Source organism: Streptomyces sp. NPDC040622, from assembly GCF_055593965.1.
Genome location: NZ_JBVIXD010000008.1, coordinates 172,125 through 198,086 on the forward strand (window position 1 = coordinate 172,125; position 25,962 = coordinate 198,086).

The following is a 25,962-nucleotide window of genomic DNA, read 5'->3' on the forward strand; positions in this document are numbered from 1 at the left end:
CTGGGTGGACGGGCGTGCGGGTGCCGGTTGCCGGAAACTCAGAGGGCCGCGAGGGTGCGGCGCAAGAAGCCGAGGCCGTCCGTGGCGAGCGCGTCCTGACTGCCGGCCAGCGGCCGCCAGACGGAGGCGGCCACGGCGATGGCGTCGTTGTGGGCCGTGAACGACTCGATGCACAGGGTGCCCCGGTACTCCGCCGCGCGCAGGGCGGTCAGGAACCCGGGCCAGTCGAGGTGGTCGGCGCCGGGCGCGCCCCGGTCGTTGGCGCACACCTGCACGTGGACGATGCGGCCCGCCGCCGCACGCACGGCCGCGGGCAGGGAGTGCTCCTCGATGTTCTGGTGGTACGTGTCCAGGGCGATGCCGATCGACTCCTCGGGGAGGCCTTCGAGGGCCGCCAGGGTCTGGTCGACGGTGTTGAGCAGGCTCGTCTCGTAGCGGTTGAGGGGCTCGACGGCGATGCGGACTCCGGCACGGGCCGCGTACGCGACGACCGGGGCCAGGTGGTCCCGCCACTCCTCGTAGGCCGCCGCGCGCGCGGCCCTGTCGATGGGCCAGGTGCGGCCGACCGGCGCGTACACGGGGCCCGCCAGCACGGGGGCGCCCACCGCGTGGGCCGCGTCGACGCAGCGGCGGAGGTAGTCCTGTGTGGTGCGGGCGGTGACCGGGTCCGCGCGCACGAGGTTGCGTCCGTCGGACATGACCGCGACGACGGCGGCGGGGGTGATTCCCGTGGCGTCCAGGAGTTTGCCGACGGCCGCCGGGTTCCAGTCGTCGGGGCTCTCCAGGGGGAGCTCGGCGCAGTCGAAGCCCCAGTCGGCGAGCCGCGGGAGGGTCTCGGCGAGGGCGTCGGTGGTCACGGGCGAGTGCCAGATCCACGGGTTGGCGCCGACCTGCCAGTCGTACGGCTGCTGTCGCGCGGAGACGGCGGTCACTTCTTGCCTCCCCAGTCGCCGGGGAATCCCGGCAGCCGCGCGCACCCGCACATGGCGTAGTGCAGGGGCGGCATGCCGTCCTTCAGGTAGGTGTCGAGGTTGTCCTGGGTCACGGTGGGCTGGGGCAGCTTCCACTCCTTGGGGACGTCCTGGCCGGCCAGGACGCGCAGCGCGGCGATGACCGGGGTGCGCCACTGGAAGGTCGGGTAGGTGGGCGCGATGGCGGTGAGCTTCTTGTCCTTCCAGGCCTGCAGGAAGTCCTGCTGGTCCTCGCCGGTGATGGGCGGCACGTCGACGCCCGCGTCCTCGAAGGCCTCCACGGCAGCGACGGCGGTGGCGCCGGAGTCCATCCACACGCCGTCGATGGAACCGTGCCGGGAGATCGCGTCGGCCACGACGGACTTGGTCCTGGCGGGGTCGCCGTCGGTGAACTTCACGTCCGCCACGTCGAGTTCGCTCTTGTCGAAGGCGAGCTTCGCCGCCGACCAGCGGGTCTCCAGGACGTCGACGCCGGGCGAGATGCGCAGCGCGAGGATCTTGCCCTTGGGCCGGACCTCGTCGACGAGGAAGTCGGCGGCCACCGCACCGTAGCCGTACCCGCCGATCGGGTTGACGAAGGTGACCGCGCAGTCGCTCTCCACACCGCGGTCGAAGACGATGACGGGCAGCTTGCCGCAGGCCTCCCGCACGGCGGGGGTGAGGGTGGCTGTGGTGTTCGGCGAGACGATGAGCGCGTCGCAGTCCTTGTTCCCGGCGAGCTCCTGGATGTCGGAGATCTGCTTGTCGTCCTTGCCCTGCGCGTCCAGGACGGTGAAGTCGGAGATCTCCTCATGGAGTGTGACCTCGGCCTTCATGTTCTTCAGGCCGACCTGTCGCCAGGGGTTGAACACCCCGGCGTTGGAGAAGCAGAGGTGGACGCCGCCCGAGTCCTTCTTCTTGTACTGGGCGGTGCTGGTCATCTGCGGTTCGAGCATCTGCTCCCAGGGTTTGCCCGCCGGGCCCTTCGGGGTCTCCTCGGCGAGCGCCAACTGCCGTTTGTACTCACCCTCGTCGAAGAACTTCGACGGCTTGCCGCCGCCGGATTCCTCGTTCGCGCTCGCCGCGGCGGGCGCGTCGGGCGGGGTGTCGCTGGAGCACGAGGCGAGCAGGGCGCCCGTCAGCAGGACGGCGGCCGACGCGAGGATGCGTCTGCGGATCATGAGGGTGTCCCTCCGGAGGAGTGGGTACGGCGGCGGCGCGGCCGGGACCGGTCGGCGGCCCCGATGCCGACGGCTGCGATGACGATGACGCCCTGGACGGTGGACTCCAGGGCGCCGGAGACGCCCCGCAGGTTGAGCAGTGTGAACAGCGCCTGCAGGGAGAAGGCGCCGGCCATCGCGGCGACGACACTGCCGCGCCCGCCGCCGAGGGCGACACCGCCGAGCACCACGGCGGTGATCGCCTCGAACTCGTAGCCCCGGCCGGCCTGCGCGGACACCCCGGAGAAGCCGCCGACCAGGACCGCGGCGAGCGCCGCGGCCGCGCCCGAGAGGACGAAGGCGATGATGCGGGCACGGTGCACCCGCACGCCCGCGAGGGCGGCGGCGCGTTCGCTGTCGCCGGTGGCGATCAGGGTCCGGCCGAAGTCGGACCGCATGAGCAGGACGGCGAGGAGACCCGCCGCCAGGCAGGCGAGGACGGCCCAGGGCAGCCAGCCCATCGCGGTGCCGCGCCCGAGCTGCCGGAAGTCCTGCGGGAGCTGACCGTGCGGGGAGCCGCCGGTCCAGTAGAAGACGGCGCCCTCGAGGATCAGCATCATGCCGAGCGTGGTGATGAACGAGGGGACCCGCAGCCGGGTGGTGATCAGTCCGTTGACCAGCCCGGCCAGAGCGCCCGCGAGGAGCATCCCGGCCGCGATCAGCACCCAGGGCGCGTCCGGGAACGAGCCGTAGACCTCGGCCGCCGCGACGACCCCGGCGGTCACGATCGCCCCGACGGACAGGTCGAACTCGCCGCAGACGATGACCAGGTACTGGCCGGCGGCGAGGATCACCAGGGGCGCCGCCCGCTTGACGAAGGCGAGGAAGCGGTCGGGTTCGTAGAAGCCCACATCGGTGAGGGCCAGCAGGACGAGCAGCGCCGCGAGGAGTGCGTAGACCGGCGCGCCGGTGCCGAGGGAGCGGACGGCGCGCTGGTACGTGCCGCGGGTGGCCGTGGCCGTGGTCATGCGGGCCTCCTGCTGCCCCGCCGGGCGTAGAGGGCCACGGCGGCGATGATGACGACGCCGCGGACGACGTTCTTGAAGAACGGGTCGACGCCGAGCTGGTTGAAGACGGAGTCGAGGACGGCGAGCACGAGGACGCCGCCGAGGGTGCCCACCACTCCCCCGCGTCCTCCCGCGAGTGCGGTGCCGCCGAGGACGACGGCGGCGATCGACTCCAGGTCGTAGCGCGCCTCGGTGCCGGCCCAGGGGGCGCCGGCGCCGAGCCGCGCGGCCAGGAACAGTGCGGCGGCGCCCACGCACAGCGAGCACAGGACGTGCGCGGCGATGACGGTGCGCCGGGTGCGCACTCCGGAGAGGCGGGCCGCGTGTTCGTCGCCGCCGGTGGCGTACAGGTGATGGCCGAAGCGGGTGCGGCGGGTGATCAGCCAGAGGGCCGCGGCGACGGTGAGCAGCAGGAAGAGGGAGACGGGGACGGGACCGACGCGGTCGTAGCCCACGTGCTGGAAGGAGGCGGGGACCTTGCCCGCGGGTCCGGTGTAGTTGTCCTCGATCCAGCCGCGCAGGATGAACGCGACGCCGAGCGTGGCGATGAAGGCGTTGACCTTGAGACCGGTGACGATCAGGCCGTTGGCGAGGCCGACGACCGCCGAGAGGGCGAGGACGGCGAGGACGGCGGTGACGACGCCGCCGTCCTCCATGGTGGTGGCGGCGACCAGCGTGCCGAGGCTGATGAGGTAGGCCACCGACAGGTCGAGGGAGCCGGTCAGGATGACGGCTGTCTGGCCGACGGCGACCAGGCCGAGGGCGACGCAGTTCTGCAGGATGCCGACGACGTTGGCGAGGGTGAGGAAGTCCCCGCCGCGGGCGGCGACGACGATCCAGCCGAGTGCGGTGACGACGGCCGCGGCGAGCCAGATGCCGACCGCGGGGTCGGTGAGGCGGCTGCGGCGGCGGGTGTGCTGCTTCAGGGTGGGCGGCGGCGCGACGGCGGTGCCGGTCATGCGGCTCCTTCCTCTGCGGTCGGGTCGGGCGCCGGACGGGTCCGCGGGGATCCGGTGGCGAGGCGCATGACGTCCTCCTCGGCGGCGCCCGGCGGGAGTTCGCCGGCGATCCGCCCCCCGGACATGACGAGGATCCGGTCGCTCATGCCGAGGAGTTCGGGCAGCTCGGAGGAGACGATGAGGACGGCGAGGCCCTCGCGGGCCAGGTCCCGGACGAGGGTGTGGACGGCGGCCTTGGCGCCGACGTCGACACCCCGGGTCGGCTCGTCGAAGAGCAGCACGCGCGGCCGTGCGGCGAGCCATTTGGCGATGACGACCTTCTGCTGGTTGCCGCCGGAGAGGTACTGGGTCTGCTGGTCCTCGCCGCGCGCGTGCAGGCGGACCCGTTCCAGGAGCGCGGTCAGGTCGCGGGCGGCGGGCGGGCGGTCCCGGGCGGGGACGGCGCGGGTGACGAGGAGGGCGTTGTCGCGCACGGACTGGCGCAGGGCGAGCCCCTCGGCCCTGCGGTCCTCGGTGACCAGGGCGATGCCCGCGCGGATGGCTTGGCGCGGGGAACTCGGGCGCAGCGCGGCGCCGTCCACGGTCATGGCGCCGTCGGTGAAGGGTGCCGCCCCGAACAGGGCCCGTGCCAGGGAGGTGCGGCCGGATCCCTGCAGGCCCGCGATGCCGGTGACCTCTCCCGCGCGCAGGGTCAGGTCGATGCCGGCCAGGTGTCCGTTGCCGCCGTCGCGCACGGTGAGGCGGACGTCGCCGATGTCCTCGGGGCGGGCGCGGGGCGGGTAGTAGGCGTTCAGTTCCCTGCCGACCATGGCGCGAACGACGGCATCGGTGTCGGTCTGCGCGGTGGGCACGGTCATCACGTGGCGGCCGTCCTTGAGCACGGTGACGCGCCGGGACAGGTCGAAGACCTCGCGCAGGCGGTGCGAGATGTACAGGATGCCGAGCCCCCGGTCCGCGAGGCGGCGCACGAGGGCGTGCAGGAGGCCCGCCTCGTGGTCGGCGAGCGGCGCGGTCGGTTCGTCCATGACCAGCACGCGCACGTCGGAGGCGAGCGCCTTGACGATCTCGACGGTCTGCCGGCGGGCGACGGAGAGGTCGCGGACGTACGTGCGCGGCGTGATGCCGGACACGCCGACCTCGCCGAGGAGTTCGGCGGTACGGGCCTCCATCGCGCGGCGGTCGACGAGGCCGCGGCGGGTCGGTTCCCGGCCGAGGAAGACGTTCTCGGCGACGGTGCGGTGCTCCAGGAGCGCGAACTCCTGGTGGATGATGCCGATCCCGGCGGCCTGGGCCTGCGCGGGATGGCTGAACGCGTGCTCCGTGCCGTCGAGCGTGATGGTGCCCTCGTCCGGGACGTGTTCGCCGGCGAGGACCTTCATCAGCGTCGACTTTCCCGCCCCGTTCTCACCGACGAGCGCGTGCACCTCGCCCGCGGCCAGATCGAGTGAGACCCCGTGCAGCACCCGTACCCCGAGAAAACTCTTGGAGACACCGCGCATCGTCAGCATCGTCCGGTTCACCTGGCTCGCCTGCATCGCCTGCACCCTCGGCTCCATCGGCAGCGGTCTGCAGAGCAATGTGATGAGCGGGCTTTGACCTGTCAAGGGCTCAAGCACGTTTACTTGGCAGCGAGTTGACGGGTACTTAGGTCGATCGTCGAACAGCATCGGCCTTGTGAGCAGTAAAAGTCGTCCCTAGGGTGGCGTCATGCCTGGAGCGCCGGATCACCTCCCCGCAACCGTGCCGTCCTCTCCCGGAGAGGTGCTCGCGCTGCTGCGCACCGGGGCGGCGGCGACACGTGCGGACATCGCCCGTCTGACGGGGCTCGCGCGCTCGACCGTGTCGCAGCGCGTGGACGCCCTCATCGCGCACGGCTTCCTCGCGGAGGAGGCCGACGGCAACTCGACCGGCGGCCGCCCGCCGCGCAGGCTCCGGCTGCGCACCCGTGAACACGCCGTGGCGGGCGTCGACCTGGGCGCCTCGCACTGCCGGGTGGCGCTGATGGACATCGGCGGCGAGACGCTGGCGCTGCGCGAGGACCCGCTGTCCATCGCGGACGGCCCGCAGGCGGTTCTCGGCCACGTGGAGCGGACCCTGCACGCCCTCCTCGAGGAGTCGGGGCGGGACGCGGGCGGGCTGCAGGCGATCGGCGTCGGTGTGCCGGGGCCCGTCGAGTTCTCCACGGGCCGGCCGGTGGATCCCCCGATCATGCCGGGCTGGCACCAGTACCCCATCCCCGAGTTCTTCGCGGACCGCTTCGGCGCCCGCGCCCTCGTCGACAACGACGTGAACGTGATGGCGCTCGCCGAACAGCGCCGCGCCTTCCCCGACACCCGCTACCTCCTCTACATCAAGGTCGGCACGGGCATCGGCTGCGGGATCGTGGCCGACAGCCGCCTGCACCGGGGCGCGCAGGGCAGCGCGGGCGACATCGGGCACATCCGCGTCGGCGAGGGGGACGACCCGTGCCGGTGCGGCAACACCGGGTGCCTGGAGGCGGTCGCGGGCGGCGCGGCACTCGCCCGCAGGCTGTCGGCGCTGGGCCTGGAGGCGACCTCGGGGAGCGACGTCGTACGCCTGGTCAAGTCCGGCAACCGCGACGCGGTGCGCATGGTGCGCGAGGCCGGCCGATCGGTCGGCGAGGTCCTCGCGGGCCTGGTCAACTTCTTCAACCCGGACACGGTGGTGGTCGGCGGGGCGCTCGCCGCCGTCCACGACCAACTGCTCGCGGGCGTGCGGGAAGCGGTGTACCGCCGCTCGCACCCGCTGGCCACGCATGTGCTGCGCATCGAGCCGAGCCGGACCGGGGAGAACGCGGCGGCGATCGGCGCGGGCATCCTCGCCGTCGAGCACGCGCTGTCGCCGCGCCAGGTGGACCGGGTCCTGTCGGGCGCCGCCCGCTGACGCACAAGCGCCGCCCGCTGACACCCGAGCGGCGCTCACTGCCCCAAGGGTCCCGTCGGCACCGGGGTTCACACGCGGGCAGCACCCCGAGGGCACGATCCGGAAGCGCGGGCGGCAGTATCGGCCACACCGTCATCTTGCCCTGCCGCTCGCCGACTTGTGACCGTAGCGTCAGGGTATGTCCGCAACCGATACTGAGCAGATCGACCGGGCCAACGCCTCCGGACGCACGCCTGCCGTGTTCGTGCACGGCCTGTGGATGCTGGCGGGCAGCTGGGACCACTGGCTCCCGCACTTCGAGGCCGCGGGGTTCTCTCCGGTCGCGCTGACGTGGCCCGGCGAGCCGCCGACGGTGGCCGATGCCCGGCAGCGGCCCGAGGCCGTCGCGGGCAGGAGCGTCGGGCAGATCGCCGACCATCTGGCGGGCCGCATCGGCCTGCTGGAGCAGCGGCCCGTCGTGATCGGGCACTCCGTGGGTGGTCTCCTCACCCAGATCCTCGCCGGGCGCGGCCTCGCGGCCGCCTCGGTGGCGATCGACCCCGCCCCCTTCCGCGGTGTCCTCGCGATGCCCCTTTCGACCGTGCGCTCCCTGATCCCGATGATCGCCAACCCCGCCAACCGGAAGCGCGCCAAGCCACTGACCTACGAGCAGTTCCGCTACGCCTACGCCAACGCCGTCAGCGAGGAGGAGGCCCGGTCCATCTACGACCGGTACGCCGTGCCCGCGCCGTGCGCCCCGCCCATGCAGGCGGCCCTCGCCAACCTCAATCCGCGTACCGAGGTCAGGGTGGACTGCCGCAGCCCGGAGCGCGGGCCCCTGCTGATCGTCTCGGGCGGCGAGGACAACGCCATCCCCTGGGCGCTGGCCAGCGGCGCGTACAAACGGCAGAAGCGGAATGCGTGTGTGACGGAGATCGTCGAACTGCACGGCCGGGACCATGCGCTGACCCTCGACAGCAGGTGGCAGGAGGTCGCCGACGCGGCGCTGCGGTTCGTACGGCGTTTCGTCTGAGGCGCGCCGTCCTTGCGTCGCCGCGCCCTGCGCTCGCGCCGCCTACCCGTTCCTGAGCGCCCCGGCAATCAGCGTCGTCACCGATGACAGGTGCTCCGGCGGGCACGAGCAGTCGCCGGTGAGAACGAGCGTGGCGTCCGGGGGCACGGGGATGCGGACGCGGTGCGGGGTGCGCCTCACGGGGGTGAGGTGCAGGTCGGCCCGCGCGCAGCCGAGGACGGGCGGCACGTGCTTGGCGACCACTTGGACCACGGCTGCCGCTGTGGCGGCCGCGGCGCAGGCCGCCACGAGCGCGTGCAGGTGATCGAGCCTGGCGTGCGCGGCGGCCAGGGACGCGGTGAGGGCGAGTCGGTCCTCGGTGGCGCGGAAGCGGAGCGTGCGCTCGCGTTCGTAGGCGTTGACGCTCTCCTTGACGGTGAGAAAGCGGTCGCCGGGGTCGATGCGGACGGCCCGCACATGGACGGTCGGGGCGGGCATCCACTGGGCCCGCGCGCCGAAGCAGCGACAGCGCACCCGGGAGCCGTCGTAGCCGCGCAGGGTCAGGCCCGCAGGTGTGGGGTGGCCGGTGCGCAGCCACTGTCGGACGAACTTGGCTACGTCATCGGCCGATTCGGAGACGAGGTCGTTCAAGGACGTGCCGTCCTCGACGCCCGGCAGCAGTCTGACCGCCGGCTGATTCGCGGCGAGGACCTCGGTGTCGGCGGCGACGAGCAGCACGGGTTCTGTCAGCAGAGCGGTGATCTTGCGGAAGAGGACCAGTGCCTCATCGCGGATCACGGAAGGTCGCCGTAGTACTCACGCCCGGTGCTCTGCTCGGTGTCGGCCGGTGGCCGCAGGTGGATGACGACGCGGCAGCCGACGTCCCAGCGGGCGATCGTCTTCTCCAGCTCCACGCGGGCGTAGCCGAGGTTCTCCGCGGCGATGGCGCCGAAGACGTTCGACGTCATCATGCACATCGAGGGGCGGCCCACGACCTTTTCCCCGAAGGGACACACCCGGTTGCCCAGGATGATGCGCGTGTCGTCCTCGTCCACGACGAAGAAGTCACCGCCGAGGCGTCTCTTGAGGTCGACCATCACCTGGGCGACCTGACCTCGGTCGAGGCGGTCGACCGAAAGCGCCTTGGTGTACTGGCGGTTGATGTCACCGCCGATGGTCTGGCCGACGAGGCTGACGTACCCCGCCGCCTCCTCCAGACCGACGACGTCCTCGAGCACGCGTGCCAACTCACGAATGAGACTGCGCATGAACACATCGCGGTCGAGGGCGACAGTTGCTTCGGACGGTTCCATGGTGCCCCCTCGCGGTGCGGCCGCCGGCGAACGGACCTCACCTTGTGTCACGCCATGATTGCGTGAGGTCATGAGCGCTGTCGACCGGTTTCGTCACGTCGGTGCGGATCACGGCGTTTCAGGGTTTGCGGTTTGCCGGGTTTTCGGCGGTTCGATCCGCGGGGCAGCCCGTTCTCCGCGCCGCCGGGCGTCATCCTTCCGGGCCCCTCTCGTACGCGGGGCGTTCGCCCAGCGGTCGGCCGCACACCGGCCGCCATGAGTGCGGCCATGAGATCGGGTCCGCGCGGGAAGACTCGGGCGCAGCCCCGGACCCCGCCTTCGACGGCGGCCCCAACCGGCAGTCCCGTCGGAGACCGGCGCCCCGCGCCGCTAGGGTTAGGCAGTGCTGCGGTCCGGTCCGGTCGCACGCAGCCGATTTCCCCAGTGCAGAGGTGACGTGACCGCATGAAGCGACCTGGACAGCTGTGGAACATACCGCGCACGGTGAACCGGCTGACCGCATCCCTCGCCACCGCGCGCCACGCGCGGGAGGCCGCCGCGCCGCGCCTGCTGCGCAAGGCCGCCCAGAGTGAAGCCGTGTGGCTGGGCGTCGCGGCCGTGCTCGGGGCGTCGGGCGGCAGGAGCGCCCGCCGGGCGGCGCTGCGCGGCATCGGGTCCGTGGCGATCGTCGCGGCCATCAATCAGACCGTGGCCAAACCGGCCGCCCGCCGCAGCCGTCCTGTCCTGGACTCGCTCCCCGCGCTCCCGGGGGTTCTCGCTCCGCGTCCGAGCGCCGCTTCGCTGCCCGCCAGCCCGATGGCGACCGCCGCCGCCTTCGCCTCCGGCGTCGCCCTGGAGTCACCCCGGCACGGCCTCGCCGTGCTGCCGTTCGCCGCGGGGCTCGCCTACGCGCGCGGCCAGGAGACGCTCGGGCACCGGGGCCGCGCAGCGGCCGGCGTGCTCGTGGGGGTGGGCGCCGCACTCCTGACCTGCCGCTGGTGGCCGGTGAAGCCGGAGGCGGCGGCCGCCGCCGCCCCGCCGCGCAGGCCCGCGCCCGCGCTCAAGGACGGCAAGGGCCTGCATCTGGTGGTCAATCCGTCCTCCGGCATCGCCTGGACCAAGGACACCGCCGAGACGCTGCGCGCACTGCTGCCCGAGGCCGCGATCACCGTCTTCGAGCCGGGTGACGACCTCGTGGCCCTGCTCGACGCGGCGGCCGTGCGCGCCGTCGAGGACGGCGGGGCGCTGGGCGTGTGCGGCGGGGACGGCACCGTCAACGCGGGCAGCGCGGTGGCCGCCGACCACCACGTGCCCCTCGCCGTCTTCCCCGGCGGCACGTTCAACCACTTCGCCGTGGACCTCGGCAACCAGACGCTGGCGGACGTCGCCCGCGCGATCCAGGCGGGCGACGCCGTCACGGCGGACGTGGGCCGGGCGTCCTCGCCCCGGAGCGCCGTCCCGCAGGACTCCCCCGCCGACCCCGCCGGACCCGGCTCCCGCGCCGCCACCGATTCCCCGGGGGGCGACGGGGAGCATCAGCTCTTCCTCAACACGTTCAGCATCGGGGTCTACTCGGAACTCGTGCACGCCAGGGAGCGGCTGGAGAAGCGCATCGGCAAGTGGCCCGCGCTGACCGTGGGGCTCGCCAAGGTGCTGGCCACCGGAAGCCCGCTCTCGGTGGTCATCAACGGCCGCCCCCGCAGCATCTGGCTGCTCTTCGCGGGCAACGGCATCTACCACCCTGCCGGGTTCGCCCCGACCTACCGCACCCAGCTCGACGACGGACTCCTCGACGTCCGCGCCGTGGACGCCGGCACCCCACTGGCCCGCACCCGGCTGCTCCTGGCCGTGCTGACCGGGACGCTCCACAGCTCCCGCGTCCTGACGACCGCCCAGGTGCGCCGTCTGGACCTGGAAGTTCTGCGGGGCGAACCGCACTTCGCCTACGACGGCGAGGTCACCGACGCCACCTACCGGCGCCTGGTGCTCGACAAGCTGCCCAAGGCCGTCACGCTGTACCGCCCCGCCGACCAGGACCAGTGGCTGCGCTGAGTGGCTGTAGAAAGGCCGCTCCAGTCGGCCCTGGTCGGCGCGGTCCGTAACGGCCACGGTCGCGCCGAGACCGATCATCGCCGACCCGCCGGTGCCGCCGACCATCGACATGCGCCTGCGCGAGCGGCCGAACCATGCCCGGGCGGCTGAGGCCGTCAGCACCCCCGGACTTTCGACCTAGGCCGCAGGGTTCGACCAGGCCGCAGAGGGCGTACCGGCCCGCAGGGGAGGGCGCGTCAGTCCTCCCCCACCGCCTGGCGGTCGGTCAGGGCGCGGGCCTTGGCGTTCTCGATGTGGCGGCGCATCTTCTTCGCCGCACCCTCCGCGTCGCCCGCCGCCAACGCCTCGTGGACGGCGGCGTGTTCGCGGGCCGGGGACTCCGCCTCGGAGGAGCCGAGCTCGGTGAAGAGGCGGAAGCGCTGGACATGCCCGCCCAGGGAACGGTAGGCGGACTCCAGGAACGGGTTGTCGCACTGGGCGGCGATGCGCAGGTGGAAGCGCTCGTCCGCGGCCCAGTAGGTGCGCACCGAGGCCGAACGGGGCTCGGTCGCACACCGTTTGAGGTCGGCGATGCTCGTCTTGAGCTCGTCCAGGAACTCCGGTGTGGTGCGGCGGGCCGCCTCGTGGACCATCGCCGGTTCCAGGACGAGCCGGGCGTCCATCAGTTTGATCAGCTCACGCTCGGTGAAGAGCGGTGCGACCCGATAGCCCTTGAGCGCCTCACGGCGCACCAGACCGGTGTGTTCGAGGCGCGCGAGGGCTTCGCGGAGCGGCGTCTGACTGACGTTGAGCTCGCGGGTGAGGGCCCCGATGTTGAGGGACTGCCCCGGCGACCAGAGACCGTCCATGAACTGCCCGAGCAGCACCTCGTACATCTTGTCGGCCAGGGGTTGCCGGGCTGACGGGCGGGTCGTAGCCATCGTGCCTCCTTCGAAGCCCGACCTTAGCGCAGCTCCGCATCCCTCTTGATCACGGCACAATCCTATACTATTTTTCGTATCGCTATAGTATAGCGATGGATCAAGGAGGATCCCGATGCGTGATGACGACGCGTGTGTGCTGCTGACCACGGCGTATCTCGAACCCGGCGGAGAAGTCGACCTGCTGGTGCGGGAGGCCGGGTTCCGGACCGTCTTCGCTCGGCCCGCGGACCGGGAAGCGCAGGGACTCTCGCTGAGCGAGGCCCTCGCCCGCGCGAGCGCCGTCGGCGTCGTCGCGGGGACCGACCCCTTCACCGCCGATGCCCTGGCCGCCTCCCCCGGCCTGCGGGTCGTCGGCCGCTGCGGCGCCGGGTACGACAACGTGGACGTCGCCGCAGCCACCGGGCGCGGCATCGCCGTCACCCACACCCCCGGCGCCAACCGGCAGTCCGTCGCCGAGCACGTGCTCGGCCTCATGGTCGGCTGCGCGCGCGGCATCCCCCAGAGCGTCGCCGACGTGCGGGCCGGTGGCTGGTCGCAGCCCAGCGGCCGGGAGCTGGCCGGCGCGACGCTCGGGGTCGTCGGTCTCGGCGCGATCGGGCGGACCGTCGCCCACCTGGGCCTGGCCCTCGGCATGCACGTCATCGGCCACGATCCGCATCTGGATCCCGTGTTGCTGGAGGGAAGCGGAATCAGCGCGCTCCCGTTGGAAACGGTGCTGGGCGAGGCCGACTTCGTGACCCTGCACCTCGCGCTCGACGCGTCGACCCGGCATCTGATCGACGGCACCGCGCTGCGCCGGATGCGACCGGGCGCGTATCTGATCAACACGGCCCGGGGCGGCATCGTCGACGAGCGGGCGCTCGCCGAGGTCATCGCCGAGGGGCTGCTCGCGGGCGCCGCCCTGGACGTGACGGAGCACGAACCACTGCCGTCGGACTCGCCGTTGCGGGCATTCGAGAACATTCTGGTCACCGGTCACATCGCGGGCGCCACCGGGCAGGCGAGGTCGCGCTCCAGCCTCTCGGCCGCCCGGCAGGTGGTCGACGTGCTGCGCGGCCGCACGCCGCAGCACCTCGTCAACCCGGCGTGCCTCCCGGCCGGGGCGGAGGTGCGGTGATGGGCACGGAAGGACGACGCATACCTGAGCGGCGTGGAACGATCCCCACGGCGCCGGTACCGGGCCCGGTCCTCGCTGCGCCGGGTGGTGCCGGGAAGGCGGCGCCGGGGCTGCGGGTGCCGAACGGCCCACGGGTCGCGGCCAACCTGAAGTGGCTCTTCACCGAGCTGCCATTCGAGCGGCGCTTCGACGCGGCGGCCGACGCGGGCTTCGCCGGGGTCGAGTACGCCGCGCCCTACCCGTATCCCCCGGCGCGGCTGCGCTCGCTGCTCGACGGCGCGGGGCTGCGGCAGGTGCTCATCAACTCCCCCGCCGGGGAGCCGGGTTCGGCGACGCGTGCCGGGACCGCCTGCCATCCGGGACGGACCGCCGAGTTCCGTGCCGGGATCGAGCGCGGCCTGGAGTACGCGACCGAGCTCGGGGCGGGACTCCTCCACGTCCTGGCGGGCATCGTGCCGCCCGACGTCAGTGACGAGCGTGCCTTCGCCACGTACGTCACCCACCTCGACCGGGCCGCCGACCTGGCGCACGGCACCGGCGTCCGACTCGTCGTCGAGGCGCAGAACCAGCGGGACGCCCCCGGCTACTTCCTCGGCACCCAGGCACGGGCCGCGGCCGTCGTGGAGGCGCTCGGCCACGGCCGGGCCGGACTGCTCCTGGACCTGTACCACGCGCAGGTCACCGAAGGGGACCTGGTGCGGACGCTGCGCGCCCACCTGCACCACACCCTGCACCTGCAGATCGCCGACCCGCCCGACCGCACCGAGCCGGGCACCGGCGAGGTCCGCTGGCCGCGCGTCCTCGACGAGCTGCGCCAGGCCTCCTACGACGGGTGGATCGGCTGCGAGTACCGGCCGGCGCACGGCACGGTGGCGGGGCTCGGCTGGATCACGGAGGTGACCGCGTGAGCGCCCCCTTCTCCCTCACGCCGCGTCCGCGCATCGCGCTGATCAGCGCCACGCCCGCCGCGACCGGCCCGGCCGTGGCCGGGCTCGCCGACGGCTTTCCGCGGGCCGAGCCGTGGAACCTGCTCGACGACACGCTGTTGACCGACGCCGACGCGCACGGCGGACTCACCCCCGCCCTGGAGGCGAGGATGCGGCGGCTCATCGACCACGCGGTGGCGGGCGGCGCCCGGGGCGTGCTCCTGACCTGCTCGCTGTACGGGCCGGTGGCCGAGCGCGCCGAGGCAACGGTGCCCGTGCTCGCGGCGGACGCCGCCGTCTTCGCCGCGGCCCTGGCCGGCGGCCACCGCCGCGTCCTGGTCCTGGCCTCGTTCGACGCGGCCCTCGACGATTCCCTGGACCGCTTCCGGGCCGCCGCGCGCGCCGCGCACTCCTCCGTCGAGGCCGTCGGGCAGGTCATCGCCCCCGGTGAACTCCCCGAACCGGCGGGCGCGGACGCCGTACTGCTGGCCCAGTACTCGCTCGCGCCCCGGGCCGACGAGCTGTCGGCCGCGCTGGGGCTGCCGGTGCATGCCGGACCGCACGCCGCGGCCCGCGCGCTGCGTGCCGCTCTCGAAGACGCCGTACGCGAAGACACCTCACGCGAAGGCGCCGTACTCAAAGAAGGGGGTGCCCCGTGCTAGGAGTGATCACCGACGACGTGACCGGGGCCAGTGACGTGGCCCTGGCCCTGCGGGAGAGCGGGTTGCGGACCGTCCTGTACTTCGGGGTGCCCGGACGCGAGGTCGAACCGCCCGGCGGGCACGAGGCGGTGGTCATCGCGCTCAAGAGCCGGATGGCTCCCCCGGCGCGGGCGGTGGAGGACTCGCTCGCCGCGCTGGACCGGCTGCGCGCGCACGGAGCGCGGCAGGTCTACTTCAAGTTCTGCTCGACCTTCGACTCCACCGCCGAGGGCAACATCGGGCCGGTCCTCGACGCGCTCGCCGACGCTCTGGAGGCGCCGACCGTGCTGCTGACGCCGAGCTCGCCGCAGCACGGACGCACCCAGTACGAGGGGCATCTCTTCGTGGACGGCGTGCCGTTGGCCGAATCGCCCCTGCGCGACCATCCGGTGACCCCGATGACGGACTCCTCACTCCCCCGGCTGCTGCGCGCCCAGACCGGCCGCTCGGTGGAGCTGCTGCGGTGGGGCACCGTGCGCGAGGGCGTCAGGGCCGTGCGGGCGGGCGTCGCCGGTGCCAGTACCGGCGCCGGTGCAAGTGGGCATGGCGGCCGCTATCTGCTGGCCGACGCGATCACTGACGACGACCTGCGCACGCTCGGCCGTGTCGCCGCCGACGCGCCGCTGTCCGCGGGCGCGGCCGGTCTCGCCGCAGGGCTCGCCCGCGCTCTCGCGCGGGGCGCTCAGGGCGTGCACGAGGACGACGATCCGCTCGATGCGTGGCCCGCCGCCGTACTGAGCGGAAGCTGCTCGGCGCGCACCCTGGAGCAGCTCGACGCGCTGCGCGCCCTGGGCCGTCCCGCGCACCGGCTCGATCCGCGCGCCGCCCCCGACCCGGCCGACCTCGCCGGGCGCGCCCTCGACTGGTACGACGCGCTCCCGCCGGGCGCGGCACCGGTGTTCCACTCGTCGGCGCCCCCCGATCAACTGCACTCCATTCAGCAGGCGTTGGGGGCCGCACGGGCCGCGGCCGTGCTGGAGGAGGCCACCGGGCGCATCGCCGCGGGGCTCGTGGCGCGCGGGGTGCAGCGCCTGGTCGCGGCGGGCGGTGAGACGTCGGGGGCGGTGGTGGCGGCGCTGGGCGTCACCGGTGGCTGGATCGGCCGGGCCGCCGCGCCGGGCGTCCCGTGGATCCGCCCGACGTCGGGGCCGCCGCTCGCCCTGCTGCTCAAGTCAGGGAACTTCGGCGGCCCCGACTTCCTCGCCGCCGCCTCCGCACCGCCCCCGGACCACTCCCCCGTCCCGCACGGACCCGACCGAGGAGCTCGACCATGACCTCGCACACCTCGCACACCTCACACCCCGCCGGGCGCGCGGCGCTCGTCGCCACCGCCCGTCACCTGGCCGCCCGCGGCCTCGTGCACGGCCGCACCGGCAATGTGTCGCTGCGCACCGGGGACGGCACGATCCTCATCACACCGACCGGGGCCGACCTCGCGCAGGTCGGCCCGCGGGAGCTGTCCGTCATCGACGACGACGGCGCCCACCTCGACGGGCCGCCCCCGTCGAAGGAGGCGTTCCTGCACGCGGCGGTGTTGCGGGCCAGGCCCGGCGCCCGCGCCGTCGTCCACACGCACTCCCCGCACGCCGCGGCCCTGTCGTGCCTCAACGGCCTCGACGCGGACGACGCGCTGCCCCCCGCTCACCGCCTATGGCGCGATGCGCGTAGGGCGGCTCGCGCTGCTGCCCTACTCCGCACCGGGCGACGTCCGCCTCGCGGAGGCCGCCGAGGACAAGGCCCGTACGCACGCGGCGCTGCTGCTGCGCCACCACGGCCCGCTCGTCGCGGCCGCGGGACTCGACGCGGCCCTGGAGGCCGTCGAGGAACTGGAGCAGACGGCACGGGTCCACCTGCTGCTGCACGGCACGGATCACGCCCGGCTGACCGAGCGGCAGCGCGCGGACCTGTCGCCCCGACTCCCCCGCGACGTCGTGCTGTTCAGCGCGCTGGCCATCAAGAAGGCACTGGACGACACCGTGCTGGAGGCGTTCACGGCCACCAGCGGCATCGGCGTCGACGGCGTCTACGAGCCCACGAACGTGCTGGTCGACCGGATCGGCGCCGGAGAGCTCCCCGACGTCATGGTCGGCGTGACGGGTGCGCTGGAGAAGCTGGCCGCAGCCGGGGTGCTGGACGCCTTCTCGCTGCGCCCGCTGGCCCGGGTGGGCATCGGGGTGGCCGTGCCGCCGGGCGCGCCCGGCGTGGACCTGTCCAGTACCGACGCGCTCGTGCGGGCGCTGACGTCCGCACGGTCGGTGGCGTACTCCCGTACAGGGGCCAGCGGAGTCGCGTTCGCGGGGCTGCTCGAGCGCCTGGGCATCGCGGACGAGGTCAACTCCCGCGCCACGGTGGTGCCGAAGGGCTTCACCGCGCTCGCGGTGCTAGACGGGCGCGCGGACCTGGCCGTGCAGCAGCTGAGCGAGCTGCGCTTCGTCCCGGACGCGCACGTCGTGGGCCCGCTCCCGCAGGAGGTGCAGCACTACACCGACCTGTCGGTCGCGCTCGGCGCGCACGCCGCGAGCCGCCCGGAGGCCGGCGCGCTGCTGCGGCACCTGACCGCGGGCGCCGCGCGGGAGGCGTACCTGGCAGCCGGTCTGGAAGACCCGAACCGATGAACGCGATCCTCGCCCTCGTGGCGTTCATCGGGGTCATCATCGTGTGGAACGTGGCGTTCAGGCGGAACATCGGCGAGGCCATGATCCTCGGGTTCCTCGCGAGCGCGGCGTTCGGGAGCACGGACGCGCCACGCGTGGCCTGGGAGTGTCTCGTCGAGGGGCTGAAATCGGAGATCACGTTCGCGGCGCTCGCGTTCGTCTTCGTCAGCGAACTCCTCACGCGCACCGGTCTGGTGCACCGGATGATCGACATCCTCAGCTCGCTGCTCGGCCGCCGCAAGGGCGGTTCGGCGTACGCGGCGACGGTCGCCTCCGGCCTGTTCGGCGCCGTCGCCCACAACGGCGCGGCGATCGTCGCCACCGTCGGGTCGCTGGCCATCCCGTGGATGAAGCGGTCGCGGGCCAGCGGCGAGACGGCCGCGCTCGTGCTGTCCGGCAACGCGGGGGTCGGCGCGACCTTCCCGTTCAGCGGCGCGTTCTTCGTGCTCCTCGCCGCGCCGACGGTCGTGCCGGTGCTCTCCTCGCGCGACGTCGTCGCCACGCTCTTCGTCACCGGAGCCTGGATGGTGGCGATGCGGCTCGTCATCGCGTACGTGATCGTGCGCAGGCGGGGTGTCGGCACCATGGCGCCGAAGGACATCCGGCCGCTGCGCGAGTCGTTCGGCGCGGGCTGGACCTCGCTGCTGGTCCTGGCCGCCGTAGCCGTGCCGGTACTGCTCACGACGTCGCCGGGCAGCGACTGGGCGACGGACCGGCTCGGCGGTCTGGACGCCGCCGACGCCGTGCCGCTGCTGGTGTGGCTGCCGGTGATGATGCTGATCGCGGGGCTCCTGGTGGAGCGGCGGGCCCTGCCGCACGGCGGCGGCGCATGGTGGCGCACCCTGGGCGAGATCGGTCCGAAGCTGGGCCTTGTGGGCGTGACGATGGTGTCCGCGTTCGCCGCCTCGGAGGTCCTGGACCGCCTCGGTCTCGGCGAACAGCTGGCGCCGTACCTGGAGGACCTTGAGGGTGTGCCACCGGTGGTGGCGGCGCTCGTGGTGGGCCTGGTCATCGTCATCGTCGCGGGACCCCTCAACACCACGTCCACCCTCGCGGCCGTCGGGCCCGTCGCCTTCGCCGCGCTCGTCGCCGCCGGGATCCCCGCGCACGTGGCGTTCGCCGCGGTCATCGTGTGGGCGTCCTCCGAGGGCTGTTCGCCGCCGGGCGCCGCGCCGTTGTACGTGGCCGCCGGCATCGCCGACATCAATCCCGCACGCATCTTCCTGCCCGTCGCCCTGTACTACCTGGTGCCGTCATATCTGTTCGGCGTCCTGATAGCGGTGGGCGCGCTGTGGATCCCGGGCTGAGCCGCGTGCGGGGAAACGGAGACCCTTCCATGCAGAGCTTGTTGCGTACGTTCCTCTCGGGCGCGACCCGCGTCCTGCTCGTCGCCTTCCTCCTGGGCGGCTGCGCCGTGGTGGCGGGCCAGATCGTGGCCCTGGCCGCGGGTGACCGGCAGTTGATGGAGCTGTTCGGCGGCGACGTGACCGACGCGGTGTGCGTCGTCGCGGGCGCGGCCGGGCTCTGTTCGTTCCTGCACCTGTACGTACGGAAGGAGGGGGCCGGCGGGAGCGCGAAGGATGCGCCGGAGGAGTAGAGCGGCTCGGACCGTGCTCCCCCCGGACCCTTGCCGTCAGGCCGGTGCCGTCAGGCCGGTCCCGTCACGCCGGTGCCGTCACGCCGTTGTCAGTGGCGGCTGGGAGGCTGGACGGCATGGAGAGCGACGATGAACAACTGCTGCGCGGACGCGTCTACGGCCAGGACCACGACCACCCGGGCCCGCGACCGGGGCAGCGCTACGCCGAGTTGGTCGGCGGCCCGCTGGACGGGCTGCTGCTCGACATCACCGGATGGACGCGCGCCGAGATCGACACGGGCGTCGCGCTCCCGACCGAGCTGGGGCAGTACGGCGCCGGGGGCCGGGCCACGTACGACCCGCGCCCCCGCGATCCGGACCGCTTCGACTGGTCGGGCGACGTCCCTTGACGGCCGCCCGGCCAGGTCGTCCCGCCCCGTCCGCGCACCGGGACCCGAGCGTCATCGCCCCGGCCCGCGCCCGCCGAAAAGAACTCGGAGGTCACGGGCGCCGCTGTTAGCATGACGGTCATGGCACGAGGTATCTGGTCGCAGAAGGTTCGCTCCGCCCGCTGACGGCGGCGCCTTCTCCCTGCTCAATCAGCGCTCGCCGTCCCGGTTCCCGCCGGGCGGCCCCTTCCGCTGCCCGGCTCCCCTGCGAGCTGCGGAGCACCCTTGAACCTCACCACCCCCGAAGCCATGTCCCCGTCCGCCGAGGCGGGCGGCAGCGCCCACGTCCGCGCCGAAGGCATCACCGTCACCCGCGGATCCCGCACCGTGCTGGACGATGTCTCGGTCACCGTCTCCGCCCGGTCGCGGATCGCCGTCGTCGGCGAGAACGGCCGCGGCAAGACGACGCTGCTGCACGTCCTCGCCGGGCTGATCACCCCTGATGAGGGCGCCGTGCACCAAACCGGCACTCTAGGCCTGGCCCGCCAGGAACTGTCCGCGCACAACGGGCAGACCGTCGGCACCCTGACGTCCCGGGCGCTGGCCGCTTCGCTCGCGGCCCTCGCCGCGCTGGACGAGGCGACGCTTGCCATGGCCGACGGCGACCCCACCGCCGACAGCCGGTACGCCGTCGCACTCGACGCCGCCACCCGGCTCGACGCCTGGGACGCCGAACGCCGCGTCGACGTCGCCCTCGAAGCGCTCGGCGCCTGCACGGACCGCGACCGCCCGCTGTCGAACCTGTCGGTCGGGCAGCGCTACCGGGTCCGGCTCGCGTGCCTGCTCGGCGCGCACCACGACGTCCTGCTGCTCGACGAGCCCACCAACCACCTCGACGCCGACGGGCTCGCCTTCCTGACCCGCAGGCTGCGCGAGCACGACGGCGGCCTCGCCGTGGTCAGCCACGACCGGGCGCTGCTGCGCGACGTCGCGGACCGGTACCTCGACCTCGATCCGGCCCGCGACGGAAAGGCACACCTCTACGCGGGCGGGTACGACGCCTGGCAGGACGCCAGGCATCGCGCGTACGAACGCTGGGAGCAGGACCACGAGGAGCAGCAGGAGGAACACCGACGGCTGCGGGACGCCGCCGCCAAGGCCCGTGACCGGCTCTCCACCGGCTGGCGGCCGGACAAGGGGACCGGAAAGCACCAGCGTCAGACCCGCGCGCCGGGGGTCGTCCAGGCCGTCAAGCGCCGGCAGGACGCCCTGGAGGCGCACCGGATCGACGTGCCCGAGCCGCCGCCCGCGCTGCGCTGGCCGGACCTCGCGGTACGGCGGGGCGCACTCCTGGTGCGGACACACGGCGTGGCGGTCGAGGGACGCCTCGCCGGCCCGGTCGACGTCACCCTCGACGGCGGCGACCGGCTGCTCGTCACGGGATCGAACGGCGCAGGGAAGTCCACACTGCTCGCCGTCCTCGCCGGTGCGCTCACGCCCACGGACGGGCACGTGCGGACGGCGGCGGGAGCCCGCGTCGTCCGCGTCACCCAGGAGACGGCCGAGTCGGACCCGGAACTCACCGCCCGTGAGACGCACGCCCGGCACGTGGGACGGCTGATGGCCCGCGGAGCGCTCCACGAGAGCGACGTCGTGCCGCTCGGGTCGCTCGGCCTGCTGGACCGGGACGCGCTGCGCACCCCGGTCGGGCAGCTGTCACAGGGGCAGCAGCGGCGCCTGGACCTGGCGTTGGCGCTGGCCGTGCAGCCCGGGCTGATCCTCCTGGACGAGCCGACGAACCACCTGTCGTCGACGCTGGTGGACGAGTTGACCCGGGCGATCCGCGGCACGAGCGCGGCGGTCGTGGTCGCGACGCACGACCGGCAGCTGCTGCGGGACCTGGCGGACTGGCCGCGTCTGGAGATCGGGGGTCCCGCCGTGCGGCGATGACCGGTCCGCCCCGGGTGAGCCGTCGAACTCCTGGGTCACCCTCAGGTTCCTCGGTCACCAAAAAGTGCGTTCTTCCACGTCAGCCCTCGCTCTCCTACGGTTCCCCAGTAACCGCAGGAGAGCGGGGGCGCCTCGGTCTCCTGTGCCAGCGAGCCCGCCCACGGGCTCCCCGACGAGGAGGCAATGCGCATGTCCGTCACTCTCATCGATCCCCCGGGCCTGGTGGAAGTCGGCGTCTACCGGCAGGTGGCCGTCGCGTCCGGTTCGCGGCTGGTCTTCATCGCCGGGCAGGTCGCCTGGGACGCCGACGGCACCACGGTCGGCGAGGGCGATCTCGCCGCCCAGGTCGAACGGTGCTATCTCAACGTGGGCACCGCGCTGGCCTCGGTCGGCGGGTCCTTCTGCGACGTGGCGAAACTGACCGTGTACGTCGTGGACTGGACCCCCGACAAGATGCCGCTGTTCCTGGAGGGCGTCGCCCGGGCCGCCGCGAAGCTCGGGGGCACCCCCGTGGCACCGGGGACGCTGATCGGCGTCGCGGCCCTCGACGTACCCGCGCATCTCGTCGAGGTCGAGGCCACCGCGGTGCTCGACTGAATCCGCGGCGCGGGGCGGAATCCGGCCCGTCGCCACCCGTGCGTGCCTCCCGAACCGCTCCCGCGCCGGACTCCCGGAGCACTCCCCCGAACAGGTGGATCTCCCCACCGCTCAATGGTCCATTCCACTGACGCGCCGCAGGCGGTGGGGCCACCTTCGGCGAAAACCCGCCACTGACCCGCCGGGACCGGCGCTGACATGGGAAATCCCTTCTCCTGGGCATGATTGACGGATCGTCGGCGAGCCGGTACCACTGACGCACGCCCGGCCCCGCACGCCCCGTCACGCTTCACCGGCCCAGGAGTTCCAGGAGGCTGCTTTGCGAGCATCCGACACCGCCCGTACCGCGTCCGCGCGCAGACGCACCGTCAGGACGGCGGGCGCTCTCGCGTCGGCCGGTCTGCTGGTACCGCTGCTCGGCGCGGCCCCGTCGTCCGGCGTTCCCCGAGACGCGTCCCCGGAGCGGTTGCAGGGCGCCTTCGCGGCCGCCTCCGCCAAGTACGACGTGCCGCAGAGCGTGCTGCTCGGCGTCTCGTACCTGCAGTCGCGCTGGGACGCGCACGGCGGCGCGGCCAGCGTCACCGGAGGCTTCGGCCCCATGCACCTCACCGACGCGCGCGCCGCCCTCGCCTCGGCCCCGCACCACAGCGAGGGCAAGGAGGACCCGCGCGGCGACACCTCCCGCCCGGCGGCGCCGCCCAAGACCGAGGTGCCCGAGGAGTCAGAACTCCCCGCCCGGCTCAAGACGTTGCCCCGCGCGGCCGGGCTGACCGGCCGCTCCGCGCAGGAACTGCGCACCGACCCGGCAGCGAACGTCGAGGGCGGCGCGGCCCTGCTCGCCGCCGCCCAGCGGGGCCTCGGCAAGCCCCTGAGCAGTGACCCCGCCGACTGGTACGGCGCCATCGCCCGCTTCTCCGGAGCGGACGACCGGGCCACGGCGGCCACGTACGCCAACGACGTGTTCGCCGTGATCCGCGACGGCGAGCGGCGCACGACGGACGCCGGCCAGCGCGTGACGCTCGCACCGGAGCCGGGTCTGAAGCCCGACGCGGCGCAGGTGAAGCGCATGGGTCTGCGCAGCGCGCCCGCGGGTGAGACGGAGTGCCCGAAGACCGTGTCGTGCGAGTGGATCCCCGCCCCGTACGAGGAGTTCAAGGACCCCGACGGCAATCCCGACTACGGCAACCACGACCTGTCGGACCGGCCGAAGAGCCAGAGCATCGACTCGATCGTCATCCACGACACCGAGGGCAGGTGGGAGGGTGTCCTGAACCTGGTGCAGGACCCGACCTACGTGTCGTGGCAGTACACCCTGCGCTCGACCGACGGCCACATCGCCCAGCACGTGAAGGCCAAGGACGTCGCCTGGCACGCGGGCAACTGGTACGTGAACTCCAAGTCCATCGGCCTGGAGCACGAGGGCTTCCTGACCGCGCCCGACACCTGGTACACGGAGGCGATGTACCGCTCGTCGGCCCGCCTGGTGAAGTACCTCGCCAAGAAGTACGACATCCCGCTGGACCGCCAGCACATCCTCGGCCACGACAACGTGCAGGGCACGCTGGCGTCGACGATCTCCGGGATGCACACGGACCCGGGTCCGTACTGGGACTGGCAGCACTACTTCTCGCTGCTCGGCAAGCCGTTCCACCGCACGGCGGGCAAGAACGGCGGCGTGGTGACGGTGGCGCCGGAGTACTCCGCGAACCGCCCCGAGTACACGGGCTGCGTCAAGCCCGGCGAGACGTGCGTGCCGCACGGTTCGGCCGCGGTGCGCGTGCACACCGAGCCCCGTGACGACGCACCGCTGATCAAGGACATCGGCAAGCGTCCCGGCGGCCAGGACTCCACGATCGACGTGAACGACACGGGCGCGCGGCTCTCCACCGGCCAGCAGTACGCGGTCGCCGACCGCAAGGGCGACTGGACGGCCGTCTGGTACCTCGGCCAGAAGGCCTGGTTCAAGAACCCGAAGAAACAGCCCACGGCGGTCGACGCGAAGGGCCTGGTGGTCACGCCGAAGGCGGGCGCGACCGAGGTTCCGGTGTACGGGCGCGCCTACCCGGAGAAGGAGGCCTACCCGCAGGGCGTGCCGGTGCAGGCGGTCTCGCCGCTGCCGTACAAGATCCTCGCGGGCCAGAAGTACGTGGTCGGTGACAAGGTGCCGGGCGAGTACTTCTACTCCCCGACCTTCGACACCGCGCCGCACAAGGTGGTGCGCGGCAAGGACATGTACTACGTCGTCCAGTACGGGCACCGCATCGGGTACGTGCGGGCGGCGGACGTCCAGGTGGTGCGGTCGGGTTCGTAGCACCGTCCGGGGCAGTCGGGTCCGGGTCCGCGTGGGGCGGCCCGGACCCGTCGCACGTCACGGGCCGTCGCCCGGCTGCCCCTGTCCGGCCCGGTGCAGGTCCTGGCGTGCCCGGTGGCTGACGGCCAGGAGGAGCGCGATCAGGAGCCAGTTGGCGACCATGGACGAGCCGCCCTGGGCGAGGAACGGCAGCGCCTTCCCGGTGAAGGGCAGCAGGCCCGTGACGCCCGCCACGATGATGAACACCTGGAACGCGAGCACCAGGGACAGGCCCGCGGCGAGCAGTTTGCCGAACGGGTTGCCGCAGATCACGGCCGTACGGAAACCGCGCGCGACGAGCAGGGTGTAGAGCAGCAGCACCGCCATCACCCCGGCGAGGCCCAGTTCCTCGCCGACGGTGGTGAGGATGAAGTCGCTGCGCCCGGCGAAGCCGATGAGTTCGGGGTGGCCCTGCCCCAGGCCGCTGCCCGTGACCCCGCCGCTGCCGAAGCTGAACAGGGCCTCCGCCGCCTGGGCCGAGATCAGCCCCGGCGGGCGCTGCTCGGCCGGCAGGTAGATGTCGAACGGGTGCAGCCAGGCGAGGATCCGGCCGCGCACGTGCGGTTCGGTCGCGCCGACGGCGACGGCGCCCACCAGGGTCATGGCGATCCCGCAGGCGACCCAGTTGGTGCGTTCGGTGGCGATGTAGAGCATGGCGACGAAGACGCCGAAGAAGAGCAGGGACGTGCCGAGGTCGCGTTCGAAGACCAGGACCAGCAGGCTGAGCAGCCAGACCGCCGCGATCGGGCCGATCTGCCGTCCGTGCGGCAGGGTCATGCCGAGCACCCGGCGGCCCGTGCAGGCCAGGGCGTCGCGGTGGAGCACCAGGAACCCGGCGAAGAACACCACGATGCTGATCTTCGCGAACTCCCCGGGCTGGAAGGAGAGCGGGCCCAGGTGGACCCAGCGCTTGGCTCCGTAGCTGTCGCCGGGGAAGAACGCGGGGGCCATGAGCAGGGCCAGTGACGCCGCCATGGTGACGTAGAGGTAGCGCTGCAACTGCCGGTAGTCCCGCAGCGCCCACAGGGCGGCCACGGTGACGGCCACCGCGAGGACGGTCCAGACGAGCTGGCCGCCGCTCGCGGGAGCCGAGTCGTAGCGTGCGGCGTAGGCCGGGTCCAGGCGCTGGATCAGGACGAGGCCCAGGCCGGTGAGGAGGAGGGCGAGGGGCAGGATGAGCGGGTCGGCGTGCGGCGCGAACCTGCGGACCGCGAGGTGGGCGGCTCCGGCGAGGCAGAGCTGGGAAACGCCGAAGCCGGTCAGCCCTGTGGGAAGGCCGCCGGTCGTGGCCAGGCCGGCGGAGGCGTATCCGTAGCTGACGACGAGGAGGGCGAGGCCGAGCAGCAGGGCCTCGGTGCGGCGGGCCCGGCGTCCCTGGGCGTCCGTGCCACGCACCACGGGCAC

General features: G+C 73.2%; 23 protein-coding genes and 2 pseudogenes. 15 read left to right on the top strand and 10 right to left on the bottom strand.

The window, feature by feature from the left end; genetic code table 11:
- Window positions 1-38: 38 nt before the first annotated feature.
- From ACZ592_RS24010 to ACZ592_RS24030, 5 genes are read right to left on the bottom strand one after another with little or no spacing between them, the layout of a single operon-like run.
- Window positions 39-932 carry a sugar phosphate isomerase/epimerase family protein gene (locus tag ACZ592_RS24010; RefSeq protein ID WP_471583670.1) on the bottom strand — a complete coding sequence of 298 codons (894 nt, stop codon included), beginning with the start codon at window positions 930-932 and terminating at the stop codon, window positions 39-41.
- The gene (locus ACZ592_RS24015; RefSeq protein WP_471583671.1) at window positions 929-2,131 is read right to left on the bottom strand and encodes a substrate-binding domain-containing protein; all 1,203 of its coding nucleotides are present in this window, start codon (window positions 2,129-2,131) and stop codon (window positions 929-931) included. Before ACZ592_RS24015 ends, ACZ592_RS24010 begins: the two co-directional genes overlap by 4 nt.
- The gene (locus ACZ592_RS24020) at window positions 2,128-3,138 is read right to left on the bottom strand and encodes an ABC transporter permease (RefSeq protein ID WP_471583672.1); all 1,011 of its coding nucleotides are present in this window, start codon (window positions 3,136-3,138) and stop codon (window positions 2,128-2,130) included. Before ACZ592_RS24020 ends, ACZ592_RS24015 begins: the two co-directional genes overlap by 4 nt.
- On the bottom strand, window positions 3,135-4,136 hold the full coding sequence (locus ACZ592_RS24025; protein WP_471583673.1) for an ABC transporter permease: 1,002 nt from the start codon (window positions 4,134-4,136) through the stop codon (window positions 3,135-3,137). The genes ACZ592_RS24020 and ACZ592_RS24025 overlap by 4 nt, the downstream gene beginning before the upstream one ends.
- Complete coding sequence (locus ACZ592_RS24030) at window positions 4,133-5,644, bottom strand: sugar ABC transporter ATP-binding protein (protein WP_471583976.1); 1,512 nt, start codon at window positions 5,642-5,644, stop codon at window positions 4,133-4,135. The genes ACZ592_RS24025 and ACZ592_RS24030 overlap by 4 nt, the downstream gene beginning before the upstream one ends.
- Window positions 5,645-5,843: 199 nt before the next feature.
- On the opposite strand from ACZ592_RS24030, the gene ACZ592_RS24035 reads away from it, so the two are divergent.
- On the top strand, window positions 5,844-7,040 hold the full coding sequence (locus ACZ592_RS24035) for an ROK family protein (protein ID WP_471583674.1): 1,197 nt from the start codon (window positions 5,844-5,846) through the stop codon (window positions 7,038-7,040).
- Between the two features lie 178 nt (window positions 7,041-7,218).
- Window positions 7,219-8,052 (top strand): alpha/beta hydrolase, encoded by an 834-nt coding sequence (locus ACZ592_RS24040; RefSeq protein WP_471583675.1) that lies wholly within the window; start codon window positions 7,219-7,221, stop codon window positions 8,050-8,052.
- Window positions 8,053-8,094: 42 nt separating this feature from the next.
- On the opposite strand, the gene ACZ592_RS24045 is transcribed toward ACZ592_RS24040, so the two are convergent.
- On the bottom strand, window positions 8,095-8,829 hold the full coding sequence (locus tag ACZ592_RS24045) for a PAS domain-containing protein (RefSeq protein ID WP_471583676.1): 735 nt from the start codon (window positions 8,827-8,829) through the stop codon (window positions 8,095-8,097).
- The gene (locus tag ACZ592_RS24050; RefSeq protein WP_471583677.1) at window positions 8,826-9,299 is read right to left on the bottom strand and encodes a methanogen output domain 1-containing protein; all 474 of its coding nucleotides are present in this window, start codon (window positions 9,297-9,299) and stop codon (window positions 8,826-8,828) included. The genes ACZ592_RS24045 and ACZ592_RS24050 overlap by 4 nt, the downstream gene beginning before the upstream one ends.
- A gap of 489 nt (window positions 9,300-9,788) precedes the next feature.
- Between ACZ592_RS24050 and ACZ592_RS24055 the strand changes: the two genes are divergently transcribed.
- Window positions 9,789-11,375 (top strand): diacylglycerol/lipid kinase family protein, encoded by a 1,587-nt coding sequence (locus tag ACZ592_RS24055; protein WP_471583678.1) that lies wholly within the window; start codon window positions 9,789-9,791, stop codon window positions 11,373-11,375.
- Between the two features lie 33 nt (window positions 11,376-11,408).
- Here ACZ592_RS24055 and ACZ592_RS24060 read toward each other — a convergent pair.
- Both ACZ592_RS24060 and ACZ592_RS24065 read right to left on the bottom strand, forming a co-directional pair.
- A pseudogene (locus tag ACZ592_RS24060) lies at window positions 11,409-11,534 on the bottom strand (LysE family translocator); the annotation flags it as partial.
- Between the two features lie 77 nt (window positions 11,535-11,611).
- A complete protein-coding gene (locus ACZ592_RS24065; protein ID WP_471583679.1) occupies window positions 11,612-12,295 on the bottom strand; it encodes a GntR family transcriptional regulator in 684 nt (227 codons plus the stop codon).
- A gap of 115 nt (window positions 12,296-12,410) precedes the next feature.
- Between ACZ592_RS24065 and ACZ592_RS24070 the strand changes: the two genes are divergently transcribed.
- The 12 genes and pseudogenes from ACZ592_RS24070 to ACZ592_RS24125 all read left to right on the top strand — a co-directional run bounded on the left by ACZ592_RS24070 (window position 12,411) and on the right by ACZ592_RS24125 (window position 24,519).
- Window positions 12,411-13,415, top strand: a complete 1,005-nt coding sequence (locus ACZ592_RS24070) for a phosphoglycerate dehydrogenase (RefSeq protein WP_471583680.1) — start codon at window positions 12,411-12,413, stop codon at window positions 13,413-13,415.
- A 116-nt stretch (window positions 13,416-13,531) separates the two neighbouring features.
- A complete protein-coding gene (locus tag ACZ592_RS24075; protein ID WP_471583681.1) occupies window positions 13,532-14,323 on the top strand; it encodes a hydroxypyruvate isomerase family protein in 792 nt (263 codons plus the stop codon).
- Window positions 14,320-15,003, top strand: coding sequence for a hypothetical protein (locus ACZ592_RS24080; RefSeq protein ID WP_471583682.1), 684 nt, complete (start codon window positions 14,320-14,322; stop codon window positions 15,001-15,003). The genes ACZ592_RS24075 and ACZ592_RS24080 overlap by 4 nt, the downstream gene beginning before the upstream one ends.
- Window positions 14,997-16,316: a 3-oxo-tetronate kinase gene (gene otnK, locus ACZ592_RS24085; RefSeq protein ID WP_471583683.1), complete on the top strand. Its 1,320-nt coding sequence runs from the start codon at window positions 14,997-14,999 to the stop codon at window positions 16,314-16,316. Before ACZ592_RS24080 ends, otnK begins: the two co-directional genes overlap by 7 nt.
- Window positions 16,313-16,579: pseudogene (locus ACZ592_RS24090) on the top strand (class II aldolase/adducin family protein); the annotation flags it as partial. The gene otnK and the pseudogene ACZ592_RS24090, both read left to right, overlap by 4 nt.
- 121 nt (window positions 16,580-16,700) lie before the next feature.
- Window positions 16,701-17,657, top strand: coding sequence for a substrate-binding domain-containing protein (locus tag ACZ592_RS24095; RefSeq protein ID WP_471583684.1), 957 nt, complete (start codon window positions 16,701-16,703; stop codon window positions 17,655-17,657).
- Window positions 17,654-19,003: an SLC13 family permease gene (locus ACZ592_RS24100; RefSeq protein WP_471583977.1), complete on the top strand. Its 1,350-nt coding sequence runs from the start codon at window positions 17,654-17,656 to the stop codon at window positions 19,001-19,003. Before ACZ592_RS24095 ends, ACZ592_RS24100 begins: the two co-directional genes overlap by 4 nt.
- A gap of 29 nt (window positions 19,004-19,032) precedes the next feature.
- Window positions 19,033-19,293: a hypothetical protein gene (locus ACZ592_RS24105; protein WP_471583685.1), complete on the top strand. Its 261-nt coding sequence runs from the start codon at window positions 19,033-19,035 to the stop codon at window positions 19,291-19,293.
- A 116-nt stretch (window positions 19,294-19,409) separates the two neighbouring features.
- Window positions 19,410-19,682, top strand: a complete 273-nt coding sequence (locus ACZ592_RS24110; RefSeq protein WP_471583686.1) for a hypothetical protein — start codon at window positions 19,410-19,412, stop codon at window positions 19,680-19,682.
- 264 nt (window positions 19,683-19,946) lie between these two features.
- Complete coding sequence (locus ACZ592_RS24115) at window positions 19,947-21,611, top strand: ABC-F family ATP-binding cassette domain-containing protein (RefSeq protein ID WP_471583687.1); 1,665 nt, start codon at window positions 19,947-19,949, stop codon at window positions 21,609-21,611.
- 189 nt (window positions 21,612-21,800) lie between these two features.
- On the top strand, window positions 21,801-22,208 hold the full coding sequence (locus ACZ592_RS24120) for a RidA family protein (protein WP_471583688.1): 408 nt from the start codon (window positions 21,801-21,803) through the stop codon (window positions 22,206-22,208).
- 319 nt (window positions 22,209-22,527) lie between these two features.
- A complete protein-coding gene (locus ACZ592_RS24125) occupies window positions 22,528-24,519 on the top strand; it encodes an N-acetylmuramoyl-L-alanine amidase (protein WP_471583689.1) in 1,992 nt (663 codons plus the stop codon).
- 57 nt (window positions 24,520-24,576) lie between these two features.
- Here ACZ592_RS24125 and ACZ592_RS24130 read toward each other — a convergent pair whose 3' ends face one another.
- On the bottom strand, window positions 24,577-25,962 hold the full coding sequence (locus ACZ592_RS24130; RefSeq protein WP_471583690.1) for an FtsW/RodA/SpoVE family cell cycle protein: 1,386 nt from the start codon (window positions 25,960-25,962) through the stop codon (window positions 24,577-24,579).

Bases quoted from the DNA above. Each gene is read 5' to 3' on its own strand.
- ACZ592_RS24015 (WP_471583671.1), bottom strand. From the start codon at position 2,131: ATGATCCGCAGACGCATCCTCGCGTCGGCCGCCGTCCTGCTGACGGGC.
- ACZ592_RS24020 (WP_471583672.1), bottom strand. From the start codon at position 3,138: ATGACCACGGCCACGGCCACCCGCGGCACGTACCAGCGCGCCGTCCGC.
- ACZ592_RS24025 (WP_471583673.1), bottom strand. From the start codon at position 4,136: ATGACCGGCACCGCCGTCGCGCCGCCGCCCACCCTGAAGCAGCACACC.
- ACZ592_RS24030 (WP_471583976.1), bottom strand. From the start codon at position 5,644: ATGCTGACGATGCGCGGTGTCTCCAAGAGTTTTCTCGGGGTACGGGTG.
- ACZ592_RS24035 (WP_471583674.1), top strand. From the start codon at position 5,844: ATGCCTGGAGCGCCGGATCACCTCCCCGCAACCGTGCCGTCCTCTCCC.
- ACZ592_RS24040 (WP_471583675.1), top strand. From the start codon at position 7,219: ATGTCCGCAACCGATACTGAGCAGATCGACCGGGCCAACGCCTCCGGA.
- ACZ592_RS24050 (WP_471583677.1), bottom strand. From the start codon at position 9,299: ATGCGCAGTCTCATTCGTGAGTTGGCACGCGTGCTCGAGGACGTCGTC.
- ACZ592_RS24055 (WP_471583678.1), top strand. From the start codon at position 9,789: ATGAAGCGACCTGGACAGCTGTGGAACATACCGCGCACGGTGAACCGG.
- ACZ592_RS24065 (WP_471583679.1), bottom strand. From the start codon at position 12,295: ATGGCTACGACCCGCCCGTCAGCCCGGCAACCCCTGGCCGACAAGATG.
- ACZ592_RS24070 (WP_471583680.1), top strand. From the start codon at position 12,411: ATGCGTGATGACGACGCGTGTGTGCTGCTGACCACGGCGTATCTCGAA.
- ACZ592_RS24095 (WP_471583684.1), top strand. From the start codon at position 16,701: ATGCGCGTAGGGCGGCTCGCGCTGCTGCCCTACTCCGCACCGGGCGAC.
- ACZ592_RS24100 (WP_471583977.1), top strand. From the start codon at position 17,654: ATGAACGCGATCCTCGCCCTCGTGGCGTTCATCGGGGTCATCATCGTG.
- ACZ592_RS24105 (WP_471583685.1), top strand. From the start codon at position 19,033: ATGCAGAGCTTGTTGCGTACGTTCCTCTCGGGCGCGACCCGCGTCCTG.
- ACZ592_RS24110 (WP_471583686.1), top strand. From the start codon at position 19,410: ATGGAGAGCGACGATGAACAACTGCTGCGCGGACGCGTCTACGGCCAG.
- ACZ592_RS24120 (WP_471583688.1), top strand. From the start codon at position 21,801: ATGTCCGTCACTCTCATCGATCCCCCGGGCCTGGTGGAAGTCGGCGTC.